15 protein-coding genes are annotated in these 14,961 nt (G+C 64.3%); 4 read left to right on the top strand and 11 right to left on the bottom strand.

All coding sequences use genetic code 11. The features are described 5' to 3' along the window. Positions 1–373 precede the first annotated feature (373 nt). Positions 374–715, bottom strand: a complete 342-nt coding sequence (locus tag AC6LJW_RS12540; RefSeq protein WP_498087464.1) for a hypothetical protein — start codon at positions 713–715, stop codon at positions 374–376. Positions 716–834: 119 nt separating this feature from the next. Here AC6LJW_RS12540 and AC6LJW_RS12535 point away from each other — a divergent pair, with 119 nt between their 5' ends. Beyond that, positions 835–1,758: a LysR substrate-binding domain-containing protein gene (locus tag AC6LJW_RS12535; RefSeq protein ID WP_498087467.1), complete on the top strand. Its 924-nt coding sequence runs from the start codon at positions 835–837 to the stop codon at positions 1,756–1,758. A gap of 154 nt (positions 1,759–1,912) precedes the next feature. Here AC6LJW_RS12535 and scpC read toward each other — a convergent pair whose 3' ends face one another. Continuing rightward, positions 1,913–3,430 (bottom strand): succinyl-CoA:acetate CoA-transferase ScpC, encoded by a 1,518-nt coding sequence (gene scpC, locus AC6LJW_RS12530; protein WP_056570622.1) that lies wholly within the window; start codon positions 3,428–3,430, stop codon positions 1,913–1,915. A 247-nt stretch (positions 3,431–3,677) separates the two neighbouring features. Here scpC and AC6LJW_RS12525 point away from each other — a divergent pair, with 247 nt between their 5' ends. Continuing rightward, entirely contained in the window at positions 3,678–4,604 is a 927-nt protein-coding gene (locus AC6LJW_RS12525; RefSeq protein ID WP_498087463.1) for a LysR family transcriptional regulator, read from the top strand. A gap of 228 nt (positions 4,605–4,832) precedes the next feature. After that, entirely contained in the window at positions 4,833–7,247 is a 2,415-nt protein-coding gene (locus AC6LJW_RS12520) for a DUF3772 domain-containing protein (RefSeq protein ID WP_056570626.1), read from the top strand. Between the two features lie 22 nt (positions 7,248–7,269). Here the strand turns inward: AC6LJW_RS12520 and AC6LJW_RS12515 are convergent, their stop codons facing one another. From AC6LJW_RS12515 to AC6LJW_RS12505, 3 genes are all read right to left on the bottom strand, one after another. Then, entirely contained in the window at positions 7,270–7,962 is a 693-nt protein-coding gene (locus AC6LJW_RS12515) for a hypothetical protein (RefSeq protein ID WP_056570628.1), read from the bottom strand. A 44-nt stretch (positions 7,963–8,006) separates the two neighbouring features. Further along, positions 8,007–8,483, bottom strand: a complete 477-nt coding sequence (locus AC6LJW_RS12510) for a hypothetical protein (protein ID WP_498087462.1) — start codon at positions 8,481–8,483, stop codon at positions 8,007–8,009. 337 nt (positions 8,484–8,820) lie between these two features. Continuing rightward, positions 8,821–9,198, bottom strand: coding sequence for a hypothetical protein (locus AC6LJW_RS12505; RefSeq protein ID WP_498087461.1), 378 nt, complete (start codon positions 9,196–9,198; stop codon positions 8,821–8,823). Positions 9,199–9,294: 96 nt separating this feature from the next. Between AC6LJW_RS12505 and AC6LJW_RS12500 the strand changes: the two genes are divergently transcribed. Beyond that, positions 9,295–9,585, top strand: coding sequence for an antibiotic biosynthesis monooxygenase family protein (locus AC6LJW_RS12500; RefSeq protein ID WP_056570634.1), 291 nt, complete (start codon positions 9,295–9,297; stop codon positions 9,583–9,585). A 38-nt stretch (positions 9,586–9,623) separates the two neighbouring features. Here AC6LJW_RS12500 and AC6LJW_RS12495 read toward each other — a convergent pair whose 3' ends face one another. From AC6LJW_RS12495 to AC6LJW_RS12470, 6 genes are all read right to left on the bottom strand, one after another. Beyond that, a complete protein-coding gene (locus AC6LJW_RS12495; protein ID WP_105240080.1) occupies positions 9,624–9,980 on the bottom strand; it encodes a nucleotide pyrophosphohydrolase in 357 nt (118 codons plus the stop codon). Between the two features lie 27 nt (positions 9,981–10,007). Next, positions 10,008–10,544 carry a 3'-5' exonuclease gene (locus AC6LJW_RS12490; protein WP_498087466.1) on the bottom strand — a complete coding sequence of 179 codons (537 nt, stop codon included), beginning with the start codon at positions 10,542–10,544 and terminating at the stop codon, positions 10,008–10,010. Between the two features lie 79 nt (positions 10,545–10,623). Next, complete coding sequence (locus tag AC6LJW_RS12485) at positions 10,624–10,848, bottom strand: DUF1653 domain-containing protein (protein ID WP_056570982.1); 225 nt, start codon at positions 10,846–10,848, stop codon at positions 10,624–10,626. A 129-nt stretch (positions 10,849–10,977) separates the two neighbouring features. Next, complete coding sequence (locus AC6LJW_RS12480) at positions 10,978–12,321, bottom strand: PAS domain-containing protein (RefSeq protein WP_498087460.1); 1,344 nt, start codon at positions 12,319–12,321, stop codon at positions 10,978–10,980. 169 nt (positions 12,322–12,490) lie between these two features. Continuing rightward, positions 12,491–13,201 (bottom strand): glutathione S-transferase, encoded by a 711-nt coding sequence (locus AC6LJW_RS12475; protein WP_498087465.1) that lies wholly within the window; start codon positions 13,199–13,201, stop codon positions 12,491–12,493. A 139-nt stretch (positions 13,202–13,340) separates the two neighbouring features. After that, complete coding sequence (locus AC6LJW_RS12470) at positions 13,341–14,939, bottom strand: GMC family oxidoreductase (RefSeq protein WP_498087459.1); 1,599 nt, start codon at positions 14,937–14,939, stop codon at positions 13,341–13,343. Positions 14,940–14,961: the final 22 nt, after the last annotated feature.

Here is a 14,961-nt window from a genome sequence, read left to right as displayed (position 1 = left end):
GTTGCCCCGCTTCGCCTGTTGCACTTGCTTGGCTTCGCGTCTCAAAACTGTCTGAGCTGCGAAGGAGCGAGACTATAGCACAGAATTTTGCGCTGTCACGCCGATGTCGCAAATTATTGGTTCGGCGGCTGGATTGGTCGCAATACGTCCCCTATGGCGACCGGCTCGCGGCTTTGAGGGAAAGGCTGCTTCTATATATATAGAGGGAGCAATCGAGCAGCCACGCCCGCTGACCTGGGAAGGCGGAGGGTGCTGCTGGGGGCCCTCCCCTTGTGCGAGATGGAGACATTCGGAGAAGCCTTTTTTCGCCGCTCTACATATGGACGAGCCGCAAGGCGCGGCGTTTCGCATGCCAAGGTGCCCTGGCGCGATGTTACCAACGGATGAAATCCACATGGCGAAGCCGGGTCAATTCGCGGCGGACGGTAGCTTCGTTGACCAGCCATTGGGGTGCGCCCACGTCGTTGAGCATGTGAGGGTCCATGTCTTGGGCAATGTTGCGCATGCGCGCCGCGTTGCGGTGGGCGAGGTAGGTATTCCACAGCCGAGCGAGCAAGCCGCGATCGGGTGCTTGCGCGGTTTCCAGCACCGCCACGGTTGCAGCCGCCCCGGGTGCAGAAGCATCTGGCGCGGACGTGGCTGGCGCGGCGGCAGGCAGCGGTTGGCGGGGTGTGCAGACCACGGGAGGCGTCTGAATGAAAGATTGCGCGGTCATAACGGGCTCCTTATATTCCGTTTTGGTAAGCGTAATCGCCCAATTACCATTCGAAAATCCAATTGTTTTGGCCCCATTGGTAAGCTACGATGACCAACAATTTTCTTAGTAGGTCCGCCATGCGCTTGCCGCTGAATACCCTTCCTGCTTTTCGCGTCGTCGCGGAACTGCAGAACCTGCGTGCTGCCGCTGAGCGGCTGCATCTGACACATAGCGCCGTGAGCCAGCAGATCAAGGTGCTGGAGGAGCAGATCGGCTTTCCGCTTTTCGAGCGCAGCGGCCGCGGCATTGTGTTGAACTCCGCCGGCGCGGCGCTGCTATGTAGCGTGCAAGGCGCCATGGCGTTGCTCGATGAAGGTCTGATGGCGGCGAGTGCGGCGGCGAGCGGGCGCGAACAACGGCTGCGCGTGTCGGTATTGCCGTCGTTTGCGCAGCGCTGGCTGTTGCCGCGCATGGCGCGGTGGCGCGCCCGGCATCCGGAACTGGCGCTGGAGATCGAGACGTCCCAGCAACTGGTCGACTTGGCGCGGGACGGCTTTCATGCAGCGCTGCGGATCGGGCAAGGACCGTGGGCCGGTGTTGAGTCGGAGCCGCTATTTGACATACCGTTGCCGCTGATCGTGCTGGCTTCGCCCGAAACGATGGCCGCCCTGCCCGACAATTCGCCCGAAACGCTGGCACGCCAACCTTTGCTTGGCGAACGCGAGCTCTGGCAGCATTGGTTCGCGGCAGCCGGGTTTCCAACGCCGGTCACGCCAGTGGCGTCGTTCAATGACGCGGGGATGATGCTGCAGGCTGCCGAGCAGGGGCTGGGCATCACGCTCGGCCGCGAACTGCTGGCGGCGGATGCACTCTGTGCCGGGCGGCTTGTACAGGTGTCGCCCGTACGCGTGCATTACGAACTGGGGCAGACCTACCACCTGGTGTATCGGCCGAGCTTGCGGGACTGGGCGCCGCTGAACGCGTTCAAGCAATGGCTGCGCGATGAGTTGGAAATGTCGCGCCAGACACTGGTGACATCAAAGCCCGAGGACGAAAGCTAGGGCCCAGGCGAAAAAAAAGGTAAAGCGGCGGGCAGCAGCTCTACCTTGACCAAAACGCAGCGCCCGGCAGGACATTGCCTTGACAGCCTGGGTTCGCTTCGCTCGAAAGCCCAGGCGGACGCCGCGACGGCGGCAGTCAATCTGTAGTCCTGCTTCAGGCCGCCTTGCGCGCCGACACCGCGACAGGTTGCATGGAGTCGGTTTCATTGAACCGCTGGTGCCACGAGAAGGCCTCTTCGAGCAGATGCGGTGTTTGGCCGCCGCGTGCGCACGCGCGATCGAAGTAGTCTTGAAGCGCGTCCCGATACGAAGGATGCACGCAGTTCTGGATGATGGCGCGGGCGCGCTCGCGCGGCGCCAGACCGCGCAGGTCAGCGAGACCGCATTCGGTGACCAGCACGTCAACATCGTGCTCCGTGTGGTCGACATGGGACACCATCGGCACCACGCTGGAGATGTCGCCATTCTTGGCCATCGACTTGGACACGAAGATCGCAAGATGGGCGTTGCGCGCGAAATCGCCCGAGCCGCCGATGCCGTTCATCATGTGCGTGCCGCCGACGTGCGTGGAGTTCACGTTGCCGTAGATGTCGAACTCCAGCGCCGTGTTGATGGCGATGATGCCGAGGCGCCGCACGATTTCGGGCGCGTTGCTGATTTCTTGCGGACGCAGCACGATGCGTTGGCGGTAGTGCTCCATGTTGGCGAGTATCTTCTCGTACACGGGCTTGGACACGGTGATGGACGACGCCGATGCGAATGCCAGCTTGCCCTGGTCGAGCAATTCAATAGCGCTGTCCTGCAGCACTTCGGAGTACATGACCAGGTTCTCAAAGTCAGACGATTCGAACCCGTGGAGGACCGCGTTGGCGATGGTGCCGATCCCTGCCTGCAACGGCAGCAGCGCGTTGGTCAGGCGGCCGGCGTCGACTTCGCCGCGCAGGAATTGGTTGATATGTCCTGCGATCGCGTTGGTCTCGGCATCGGGCGGCAGCGCGTTGGAGGGGCTGTCGGGCTCCTGCGTGATGACGATGGCGGCAATGCGGTCGGGATCGACCTCGATGCAGGTCTGGCCGATGCGCTGGTCTGCCGAAACCAGGGCGATGGGCTGACGGGCGGGACGGTCGCCAGGAATGTAGATGTCGTGCAGGCCTTCGATGGCGGCGGGCACGCTCAGATTCAGCTCGACGATGATCTTGTCGGCCTGCTGAACGAACGACGCGGAGTTGCCCACCGACATCGTCGGCACGATCGCGCCGGATTCGGTAATGGCGGCGGCCTCGATGATGGCCACGTTGATAGGCCCCAGATGACCCGCCCGCAGTTGTTCCACCGTCTCGGACAAGTGCTGGTCGATGAAGGCGATTTCGCCTTGATTGATCTTGCGGCGAAGGGTCGTGTCGACCTGGAACGGCAGACGCCGTGCCAATGCATTGGCCTGCGCCAGCATCTTGTCGGTGTCGTGACCGAGCGACGCGCCCGTGATCAAGGTGATGGCCAGCGGTTCGCGCTCGGCGCGTGCCGCCAGCGCGGCCGGCACCGATTTACAGTCGCCGGCCCGGGTGAATCCGCTCATTCCGACGGTCATTCCGTCCTGAACCAGTAAGGCGGCCTGTTCGGCTGAGGTGATCCTGGCGTGCAGGTCGGCGTTGCGGATCCGGTCGAAAGGCATGGTGTCTCCAAATTCAAAGGCTGGCGGCTTAGGGCCGGGCGTAGCGACAGTGGTCTGCGGCGCCCGGGCACCGTCTGACGCGGCGTTTCCCGAGGTCCCAAGCGCCGTGGATACGGGCGTTGGGACGATTTTTCGGCAGTATAGGAAGGCGGGAGCAAATCTCGTAATGACTTAAAATCATCCAATTCAGTCGTTTTTTTCATCATTTGGATTTTTCTCGCGCACGGCGCGGAGGGTCAGCTTTCCCATGGACGTGCGCGCATTGCGGTATTTCGTCGAAACCGTCCGACATGCCAGCTTCACGCAGGCGGCCAAAACGCTGTTCGTCACGCAGTCCACAGTCAGCAAGATGATCCGGCAGCTGGAAGAAGAAGCCGGCACACTGCTTCTTATCCGCGATGGGCATACTGCCCGTCCCACCGATACCGGCCGGGTTATGTACCAGCGCGGCCTGCAGGTGCTGGAAACCATGCGCCAACTATCGGAAGAGTTGCGCCAGACCGCAGAACTGGGGCGCGGGGCGCTGGAGGTGGGCATCCCGCCAATGATCAATCTGCTGTTCACGCCGGTGGTGAAACGGTTCCGCGAATTGCATCCTGGCATCCACCTGACACTGCGCGAAGGCACGGGTCAGGCGGTGGAAGGCCTGGTGGCCAGCGGCGAACTGGAGGTCGGCGCCACCATCCTGCCGATTGCACCCGATGGCGGCCTGACCGCGCAGGCGTTTGGCAGCTATCCCATATGGGTGATCGGACCGCCCGACGCGCCGTGGGCCGGAAAGACCTCGCTGCCGCTGAGCGCGTTGCGCGAAGCCCGGCTGCTGATTCCCACCGACGATTTCGCGATCACCCGGCGGCTGCGGCAGGCGTTTGCGGAGGCGGGATTGCAGCCCAGCATCGCCGCGCAAAGCGCGCACTGGGATTTTCTGGTGGCGATGGCGTCGGCCGGACTAGGCGTGGCCCTGCTGCCCGAGCCGCTGATACAGCGGATGAAAACGCGGGGCCTCAGCACCGCGAAGCTTGCGAAGTCCGGCATCCAGTGGGAAGTCGGCCATATCTGGCTGCAGTCCGGCTATCTGTCCTTTGCTGCTCGCGCATGGCTGCAGGTCTGCGACGCCGTGCTGGGCAAGCCCCGGATTCGGGCTGCACGCACGCCCGAGCGCCAGCCGAAGTGAATCCAAACGTTCGGCTGGTAAACATGGGTTGCGCGCGCCGCCATGGCTGGCCGGCCACAGGGTGCCGGCGCCCGGATGCGGCCCCCATTTCACGGCCCGCAAGCCTAGGCCAGACCCTAGGCGGCGGCCGCTGAAAATACGGGGACGCAAGGCGAGTTTTTTGTTGCAACGGGCGAGGCGGCGGCTTGTTATGCTGCCGCCTCCATGCGAGGAACTCGCTCCAGAAACATGATCCCGACCACGCACCCTCTGCCCTTTCGCGCGCGCCTCGTCCGCGCGCCCAACCTGGCGGCGCTGCTTGCTGCGCTGCTGCTGGTGTTCTGCTTTCTGCCCGCCTTTGCCGCGCCGCCCGCCGCCCCTGCGGATACCGAGGCTGTGCTCGGCGCGGCGCGCAAGCAGATTGACGAAATCCGCAAGCGGGTCCCCGACGAAACGGACGACGCCGTGCTGCTCAAGCAGCGCGGCGAGGCGCTGGACATTCAGTCCAAGGCGGACGCCGCAACTGAAGCGCTGACACCGCAACTGGCCAGCGTGACCGCACGACTGAGCGAACTGGGCGCACCGCCGGACGGAGCCAAGGAAGCGCCCGATGTGGCGGCGCAGCGGGCGCAACTGGAAAAGAACAGCCGCGCGCTGGACGCGCAGATCAAGCTGGCGCGGCTGCTATCGGTGGATGCCGGCCAGACGGCCGAACAGATTTCAGCCCAGCGGCGCAAGCAGTTTCAGGCGCGCTTGGGCGAACGTCGCGACTCCTTCCTCTCTGGCCAGTTCTGGACCGAATTCCGCCAGGAGTTTCCCCGCGACCTTGGGCGGCTTGAGGCATTGCGCGACGACCTGTCCACCGCCGTGGGGCAGACGCCGAAATGGGGTTGGCTGCTGCTGGCGGTCGTGGCGGGTCTGGCGATTGCCCTGCGCGTCTGGGTTGGCCGGTATCTGCTGCAGCTGACCGCGACGCGCGTGCCGCCCGGCCGGCTGCGGCGTTCGTTCCTGGCCGTGGCCTTGGTGGCCTTGTCGGTCGCCACCCCCGGCGTGATTGCCCTGCTGATCCAGACCGGCCTGGACTGGCGATCGCAGCTTTCGGACAGCACCGATTCGCTCCTGACCAATCTGGTGGCCACGGTCTGTTTCGGCGGATTCGTGTCGGGGATGGGCTACGCGCTGCTGTCGACCAACCGTCCTTCGTGGCGCCTGCCGCCGGTCAGCGATATCGTGGCGAACCGCCTGCGCTGGCTTCCCGGCACGCTGGGCGTGCTGGTGGTCCTGATCTGGCTCGCAGAACGATTGCCCGTGCTGCTGGACGCCAGTCTGACGACGACCATCACCCTGACCGGCATCGTGGGCGTGCTAAGCATGGCGATGCTCGCTGCCGTGCTGTCCATCAGCCGCCGCCTGCGCCGTCAGGTCATGCAGGACAGCGAAACGCCGGTTCCGCTTTGGGTCTCGCTGATGCTGGCCGCCATCTGGACGGTGCTGATCGTCAGCCTTGCCAGCCTGCTGTTGGGCTACGTGGCATTCGGCAGCTTCCTGGTCAAGCAGGTGCTGTGGGTGCTGATCGTGCTGGCTTCCGCCTATCTGGCCTCGACGCTGGTCGAGGACGGTTTCAGCACCTTGCTGGGCACGGCGCACCGGGACAGCGCGGAAGGCGATGGGCCCAGCATGCGCGATCAGGCCGCGGTACTGCTGTCCGGCCTGGGCCGCGTGGCGATCGGGCTGCTTGCCATCATTCTGGTGCTGGCGCCGTTTGGCGAGGCGCCGATGGATCTGGTGCAGCGCTTCGACCAGCTTCGCAAGGGCCTGGCGATCGGCGAGGCGCAAATCCGGCCCGGCGCGGTGCTGCAGGCATTGATCGTACTGGCGCTTTCGCTGCTGAGCGTGAAGATGCTCAAGCGCTGGCTGTCCAACCGCTATCTGCCCACCACGGAACTGGATCCGGGCATGCAGTTGTCCGCCGCGACGCTGTTCGGCTACGGCGGCTTCGTGCTGGCCGTGGCGTTGTCGCTGTCGGCCGCCGGGATCGGACTGGAACGGGTCGCGTGGATCGCGAGCGCGCTGTCGGTGGGTATCGGTTTCGGTCTTCAGGCGGTCGTGCAGAACTTCGTGTCGGGACTGATCCTGCTGGCCGAGCGGCCGGTGAAGGTGGGCGACTGGGTGTCGCTGGGCGGCGTCGAAGGCGACATCCTGCGCATCAATGTGCGCGCCACCGAGATCCAGATGGGCGACCGTTCCACGGTGATCGTGCCGAATTCCGAATTCGTGACGAAAACGGTGCGCAACGTGACGCGATCCAATCCGCTTGGTCTGGTGCAGATCAAGCTGCCCATGCCCCTGTCGACGGACGCCGAGCAGGTGCGCGAACTGATGCTGCAGGCGTTGGCGGATCACGAGGACGTGCTGGAGTCGCCGGCGCCCAACGTCTTCCTGGACGGTATCGACGCAGGCCATCTGATCTTCAATGCAAGGGGCTATGTGTCGTCGCCGCGTGCAGCGTACGGTGTGCGCAGCGCGCTGCTGTTCACGGTGCTCAAGCGTCTGGACGAGGCCAAGCTTGAAGTGTCGTCCCCGCCGACCATGCTGCTAGCGTCGGCGCCGGAACCGGCGCAGGCGCCTGCGCCCGTCGCGGTCCCGCCGCCTGCCGCGCCCTGATCGCCGTCATGCGCTGGCCGCATCAGCCGGGAGAGTACAGGTCGGCAAATTGCTGCCGTTCCAGTCGAGGGTTGCGCAGCGGCGGCGCGGTGAACGCGGCGCTTCGGGCCGACAGCACCGGATAGCCCTGCGTGACCGGCGTCATCGGCGCCTGCGGCTGCACGGGCGCGGCGCCCGCTGTCTGAACCGGCGTCTGCGGCCCGACCTGCGCCACGGCGCCACTGTCGAACCGATGGTCCGCTGTTGTCAGCGCAGGGTTGGTGCAGAGCCCCTGCGCCACCAGCGCCGCCTTGGTGCGATCGTCGGTCTGGCACAGGATGTCGATGGCCGCGGTTTCCAGACGCCGCGAGCGATCCGCGTCCTTGGTCGATGCCGCCGCCTGCATCGTGCGCTCGAAGTTGCGGCGCAGGCTGCATTTCTGGTCTTCGATCGGAATCGCAACGTTCATTCCGAAGCCCACCACCGAACCGCCGCCGCCCGCCGACACCATGCAGCTGTCCGACGAGAACGAGCCGTAGAAGCTCTGGCCGCCAACCGGCGGCGCGCTGCGCAACGTGCTGGTCCCGCTATTGCTTGAATTCAGTGTGATGCCCTGGTTGTTGCCCGCGTTGGTCGACCCGGACGATGCCGACGTCGTGGAACTGGACGTGCTGGTCTGCGCCCCCGCCGACATGGCGGCGAGCGACAGGGAGATGGCTAAAACTATGCTCTTCATGATGTCCCCTCGCCCGGACGGCCGAAGCCGTCCGGATAATTGGGTCAGCGATTGAACCCAACGACATGGCCCACTGAGCCGATGCCGTGTATCGACCCGAACGCGCCGATATTTGCCGCGTGGAACGAGCCCGTCGCCGACGCGCTCGTGTCCGTCTTGCCAAACGTCGCGCCGCCGTTGGCGATGCTGTCGCCGACCATGATCGGTGCGTTGCCCGACACATGCCCGTACGATTCGCTATTGGCGTACTGCCGCGTACTGGTGACAACTTGCGTGCCGTCGCGGCTGAACGATCCGCCGACCTCCGCGATGCCGCCCGTGCTGCCGAACGATGTCTGGCTCGACGAGCCGTAGCCGTTGACCTGGGTGGCGACCACCGAGCTGCCGGTGGAAATGGATGAAGCCGTACCGTTGATGGCGCCGACGTGGCCGGTCACCGAGCCTCCGACCTGGCCCGGGCCAGTGGCGTAAGCCGATGCGGCGAACAATGACAACGCGGCGACTGCTGCGAGCTTTTTCATTTGAGCTCCTCCTGATCCGTCTGCACGGATGCACAGGTGCCGGAGACCGACCGGCGCGGACCGTTACTACCCAGGAACTGCGCCCCTGCCTGGGCAGGGCGTGGGACTTTCGTATTGGTACGGAATGATTGCGCCGTCCTAGGCAGGTCGGTATCGGTTAAACGAACGACCGGGTCTTTCTGGAGGATGGACTCGCGAATTACACAGACCTGAAAGTGGAGATGCCGGCCTCGCGCGACCATGCGTATGGATGACGCGATGCGTCCGTCAAGCCTCGCTTGCGGGCGGCTTTCAGCTCAAAGGATGGGACCGGTCGCGTGAGGCTCACGCGTGATATCTAACGCGCCAGGCGTAGCAGCCAGCCGGTCTCGCGACGCGCCAGCATCAGGTCCACGGCCACCAGCACAAGCAGAAATCCGCATTCAGCCACGTACAGATTGGCAAGCACCTGATAGCTTGCCAGCAGCACAATGCCGGTGACGCCGGCGAGATATGCGGGCCAGGCGGGCGGCAATCCGGACGCCGGGCCACGCGTGCGGCGCGACAAACACAGCCAGGCAACGAGCGGCAAGCCCAGCATCGACAGCGGAATATAGATGGCGATGGCAGACAGCAGCACCGCGACGCCGAATTGCGTATGCAGGCACAAGGACATCAAGGCAATGACGCCAACGCCGACATACCAAAGGAGGCGAATGGAAATGAGACGAGTCAATGTGACGGCTCGGTGATTCATGAAGCGGGCTTGTGGCGAAGTTTTCGGCCATACTACTCCCGCCTTGCCCACCCACCTTCAATCGGAGACCAAGCCATGATTCAGGAGATTGCCAGCATCCACGTCCGCGAAGGACAGGAAGCGCTGTTCGAAGCCGGTGTTACCCAGGCGAAGCCGCTGTTTCTGCGCGCCAAGGGCTGCCATGGCATGGAACTGTACCGCAGCATCGAGCAGCCGCAGCGCTACACACTGGTGGTGGACTGGGAGACGGTCGAAAACCACATGGTGGATTTCCGGGAGTCGGCCGATTTCCAGGAGTGGCGCAAGCTTGTCGGCGGCTTTTTCGTTGAGCCGCCCCAAGTGCACCACGAACAGAAAGTGATCTGAACGCGCTGCGCCGGTCCGGGCGGCTGCGCGGACCGGCGTTATTCTTCCGGCGGCTCGTTGTATTTGCGCGCGCTGCGCCGGAACGCATCGGCCGGGTATTTCTGGGCGTTCTTCACCATCTTGCCGGCAACGGCCTGCGCGATATCAATGCCCAACTGGTCCGCCAACGCGACCAGGTACATCTGCACATCGGCGATCTCGTCCGCGGCGTCCGCAAGCCGGGCGGCGGGCAGATTGCGCGACTCGTCTTCATCCAGCCACTGGAACAGCGAGACCAGCTCGCCCGTTTCCCCTGCCAGCGCCATCGCCAGATTCTTGGGCGAATGGAACTGCTGCCATTCGCGTTCAGCCGTGAACTGACGCACGGCGAGCCGGATTGCTTCCAGGTCGGACATCGGAACCCCCACAGGAATGGCGCCCCGCTACGCCGTGGCCAGGCGAGCGCTGGCGGCCAACGCGACCGCAACCGTCGTCCGCACGTCGGCCAAGGCCCGGTGGGTCGGCTGCGAGGCGCCGACGTGTCGCGCCAGAATGTCGAGCTTGTGCGAAGGCAACTCGGGCCACGCGCGGCGCGCAAGCGCCAACGTGCAGTGCGTGGCGTTCGGGAATGGCAGCCCCGTCTGGTCCGCAGCCGCGCTGAGGAAGCGCCGGTCGAACGAGGCGTTATGGAAGAACACCGGCAGATCCTCGACAAAATTCAGGAACGACGAGAAGGCCTGCGCGACCGGAATGCCGTCGCGATCGACTTCGGCCTGCGTGATGCCGGTAAGGCGGGAAATGAAGGAAGGGACACGGCCGCAGGTGCGCACGACTTGCGTGTACTCGTTGACCACCGCACCGCCCTCGCCGACTCTGACTGCCGCAAATTCAAGAATTTCGCAGCTTGAGGTGGACAGGCCGGTCGTTTCCAGGTCGGCGACGATGAAGGGGCCGCCCAACGCTTGCAGCGCGTGCGTCAAGGCCGCTTGCGCACGCGGCGCGGGACGTGCCGGTGATGTGTTGGCCGCACGCGTGCGCCGATGGAAATAGGTCACGCGCTTACTCCGCTGGGTGAAGGGCCGCGAAGCGGGCCGAGCCGTCGGCAAGCTGCCCGAAAAACAGATCGGCCGGGCGCACCCACAGGCCGCGCGCGTGAGGCCAGAGGTGTTCGTACACCACCATGGACTCCTCGGTTTCGGAATGGCGGGCGGTGCCGATATAGCGGTACAGGCCGCCCTTGTAGTGGCGGTGCGTGGCAAGCGCGAGGGCTTCGGATTCAGTCATGGACACGTCGGGGCAAATGGCGCGGCCCGCGGCGGAAACTGCCCGCGCGGGCCACGAATGATCGGCAATGCCGTCTTTATAGCGCACTCGCGTGCTGGCGCCGCGCAGGCAGGGCGGCCGCCCTGCCCACTAGGCGGCGCGCAATCGCCTTGCGGTCTCGACGTGGGTTTCGGTGAGGTCTTCGGTCACACCGGCAAGCTTGTCCGATTGCGCCAGCGACACATCAACGACTTGACCCATGATTTCGGTCACGCGGCGAGACGAGGCGACGATGCCCTCCATCGTGCCGCCCGCGGACTGGACCTGCACCGCGCCGCCCTCCACCTGCGCCACCGACGTCGTGATGAGGGCCTTGATTTCCTTGGCCGCCGCCGCACTGCTTTGCGCCAGGTTGCGGACCTCTGACGCCACGACCGCGAAGCCTTTGCCGTGCTCGCCCGCACGGGCGGCCTCGACGGCCGCATTCAGCGCAAGGATATTGGTCTGGAATGCAATGCCGTCCATCACCCCGATGATCTCGGAAATGCGGCGCGAGCTGCCGGTGATGGCTTCCATGGTGGACACGACGTCGCGCATCGTATCGCCGCCCGTTTCAGCAATGCGGCTGGCGTCACGGGCAAGGCTGTTGGCCTGCCGCGCTCTTTCGGCGTTTTCAGTCAGGCCCTGCACGGCGACGCGCAGCGTTTGCGCCGCCGTAAAGCGCTTGGTGATGTCGGTGGCAAACTTCACGACCTTGAATGGGCGGCCCTGCGCGTCGAGGATGGGGTTGTAGCTGGCTTCGATCCAGACCTGGCGGCCGCCCTTGCCCAAGCGCATGTACTGGCCGGTGTCGTGCTCGCCATTGCGCAGCCGGCGCCAGAAATCCTTGTATGCGGTGCTTCGGGCTTCTTCGGGTGGCACGAAGATGCTGTGGTGCCGGCCCAGTACCTCGTCAGCGCGATATCCCACCGCGCCAAGAAACAGGTCGTTGGCCCGGAGGATAGTGCCGTCCAGGTCGAACTCGATGATCGCCTGGACCTTGGAGATGGCTGCAAGCTGGCCTTCGGAGTCCGCCTGGCGGTTTTGCTGGTCGGTGATGTCGGTGGCGTACTTGATCACCTTCACCGGGCGTCCGCGCTTGTCAAAGATGGGGTTATAGGACGCCTGCAACCAGACGTCCGAGCCGTCCTTGCGAATCCGCCGATAGCGCCCGGCATCATGCGCGCCCTGTCCCAGCCTTTCCCAAAAGGCTGCATATTGCGGCGACCCGCGCTCATCAGGATCGATGAACATGCGGTGATGCCGCCCCTGGATCTCATCGAGCGAATAGCCCGTGGTGTCCAGGAAATTCTGATTGGCCATCAAAATGTGGCCGTTCAAATCAAATTCGATGACCGCCTGGGATCTGTGAATGGCGTTTATTTGTCCCAGCAGGTCGTTTTTATCGGTACTGCGGTATCCACGGATAAAGCGGCCAAGAGGATGCCAAAGCATGTGACCTCCAGGGTTTGAGTTTGCCGGCGTGCCTGGTACACGTATTTTTTTATGTATCGAATAGAAACCACTTAATCCCAGAAATTATCACGTCCCGATGTATTCCTTGATGTCCCTTTTAAAAAGAATTCAAAGCGTCGCCACGACGCACACTCGGGTAATCCCGGGTTCAAGCCGCGTCCAGCTCGCGATACTGGCGGAAGATGCCTTCGCCAAACGGCAGGCGCCGGCCGCTTGAAAAATAGGCTTGAAGTTCGGGCAGGGCAGTTACCCGCTCGTGCAGCGCAAAGACATTTGGATAATGCGCGGCGACGGTGGACATGCGTTTGGGAAACGCGAATAGAAGCCCATCGACGAGGTGATACAGGGACAAATCGACGTAAGTCCATTTTGCGCCGCCCGCCAGCCAGGCTTGCGGTCCATCCAGCAACCGCTCGAAATACCCGAGAAACTTCGGAATGCGCTCTTCGCGAAAGACCTTGGCGCGGCGGACGGCCTCTTCCTTCTGGTCTTCGTAATAATCGCTGGCGGAAATGGGGTGATGGGTATCGTGCGCTTCAGCCACCATATCGGCAATCGTGAGCTGCAACTGATTCACCCATAAGCGGCCTTCGAGCGACTCGGGAGCAAGGCCATGCTTTTCGCCGAGGAAAAGCAGGATATTGGCGGTCTGCCCCAGCGTCATTTTTCCGGCCACCAGATACGGCGGCGCAAAAGGCGGGTGCTTGCGGGCGGATTGCATGTCATCGATCAACGCGCTTTCGTCGGCGCCCGGATCGCGGGCGCGTTCCCGATACGAAATACCGCCCGCTTCCAGCGCCAGGCGCACGAATTCTCCCCGTCCGGGGATGCCATCCCAATACCAAAGGTCGTAGGTCATACGGTCTCCTTTCCGTTGGTGCAGCCGAACCTGCAGTCTGCAGCCGCCGCCGGACGTTAGCAAGGCGCATGCCGGGCGCCTGCAAGCGAAAAAAAGCGCGCTGACCGGAAGCCACCGCGCTTTGTTCCACCGACGCGTCTTACGCCTGCGCCGCGTCTTCGAGGATCATTTCGGCGCCACGCTCAGCCACCATCATGACCGCGGCCTGCGTGTTGCCGGAAACCATCTTCGGCATGACCGACGCATCCACGACACGCAGGCCCGTCAGCCCGTTGACGCGCAGCCGCTCGTCTGTCACGGCCGCGACGTCCGTACCCATGCGGCAGGTGCCGATGGGGTGGTAGATGGTCTGTCCGTTGCGCCGCGCAAAGTCCAGCCATGCGTCATCACTGTCCACCTGCGAGCCGGGGCTGACCTCGGCCTGCACGTAGCGTTGCAGGGCGGGCTGGCCCACGATGCGCCGGGCCGCTTGCATGCCGCCCACCAGGCAGTCGCGGTCGACCTGCGCGGACAGGAAGTTGGGCCGGATCGCGGGCCCGACCAGCGGATCGGGCGACTTGATATGGATGGACCCGACGGACTCGGGGCGCAACTGCGCCACCCCGATCGTCATGCCAGGATGGCGGTCCAGGATGCGTTCGGCGGCGTTGGCGTAGCTGGCGTGCACGAAGAAGAACTGCACATCGGGCGTGGGCAACCCCGGCGCGCTCTTCACGAAGCCGTGCACCAACCCGGTACCCAGCGTCAGAATGCCTTTGCGGCTCATGTAATAGCGCGCCACCTGCTGCGCCAGCCGCCAGCCGCGCGACATTTCATTCAAGGTTACGGTGTTCTTGACGCGCCAGTTCATGCGCGTGGCGAAGTGGTCGATGTAGTTTTCGCCCACTGCCGCTTGCGCGTGCACCACGCCGATGCCGTGCGAGGCCAGCAAGGCCGGATTGCCCACGCCGGACAACTCCAGCAATTGCGGGGATTGCACCGCCCCCATGCAGACTAGCGTTTCGCGGCTTGCGCGCACGGTGTGTTCCTGCCCGTTCTTGCGGTAGACCACACCCACGCAGCGCTTGCCTTCGAAGACCAGCCGCGTGACATGCGCACCGCATTCCACGCTGAGGTTGCGCCGTCCAGCCGCCGGTTTCAGGTAGCCGTCCACCACGCTCCAGCGCCGGCCGCGATGCTGGAGCACCTGGTAGTAGCCCACGCCTTCCTGGTCGCCGCTGTTGTAATCCGGATTGAACGGCTGGCCGTCTTCGCGCGCGGCCTGCAGGAAGGCCTCTGACACGGGAAAGCGCTCGGCAACCTCTTCGAGGTGCATCGGGCCGTCCTTGCCACGGTTCTCGCCGCCGGGCGCATAGTTCTCGATCTTGCGGTAGATGCGCTCGGCCACATCGCGCCCCCAGCCGGCGGCGCCCGCGGCCACCCATCCGTCGTAATCCTGAGGCTGGCCGCGCACGTAGATCATGCCGTTGATCAGCGTGGATCCGCCCAACCCCTTGCCGCGCGGCACCGCGATGACCCGGCCGTGGACGTTGTCCTCGGGTTCGGTGGCAAAGCGCCAGTTGTATTGCGGATCGACCAGCAGCTTCGAAAAGCCAGCCGGAATGGGAATCCACATGCTGCGTGCCTCGTGGCCGGCCTCCAGCAGCAGTACGCGATAACTGCCGTCCGCGCTGAGGCGGTTCGCCAGGATGCAGCCGGCGGTTCCGCCGCCCGCGATGATGAAATCGTAGTCGCCCATCGTTGTCTACCGAATGTGTGCA

Source organism: Achromobacter sp. 1012554356 (genome assembly GCF_059760815.1).
Note: the sequence above shows the minus strand (reverse complement) of the source record. Positions and strands in the feature narration are given on the sequence as shown.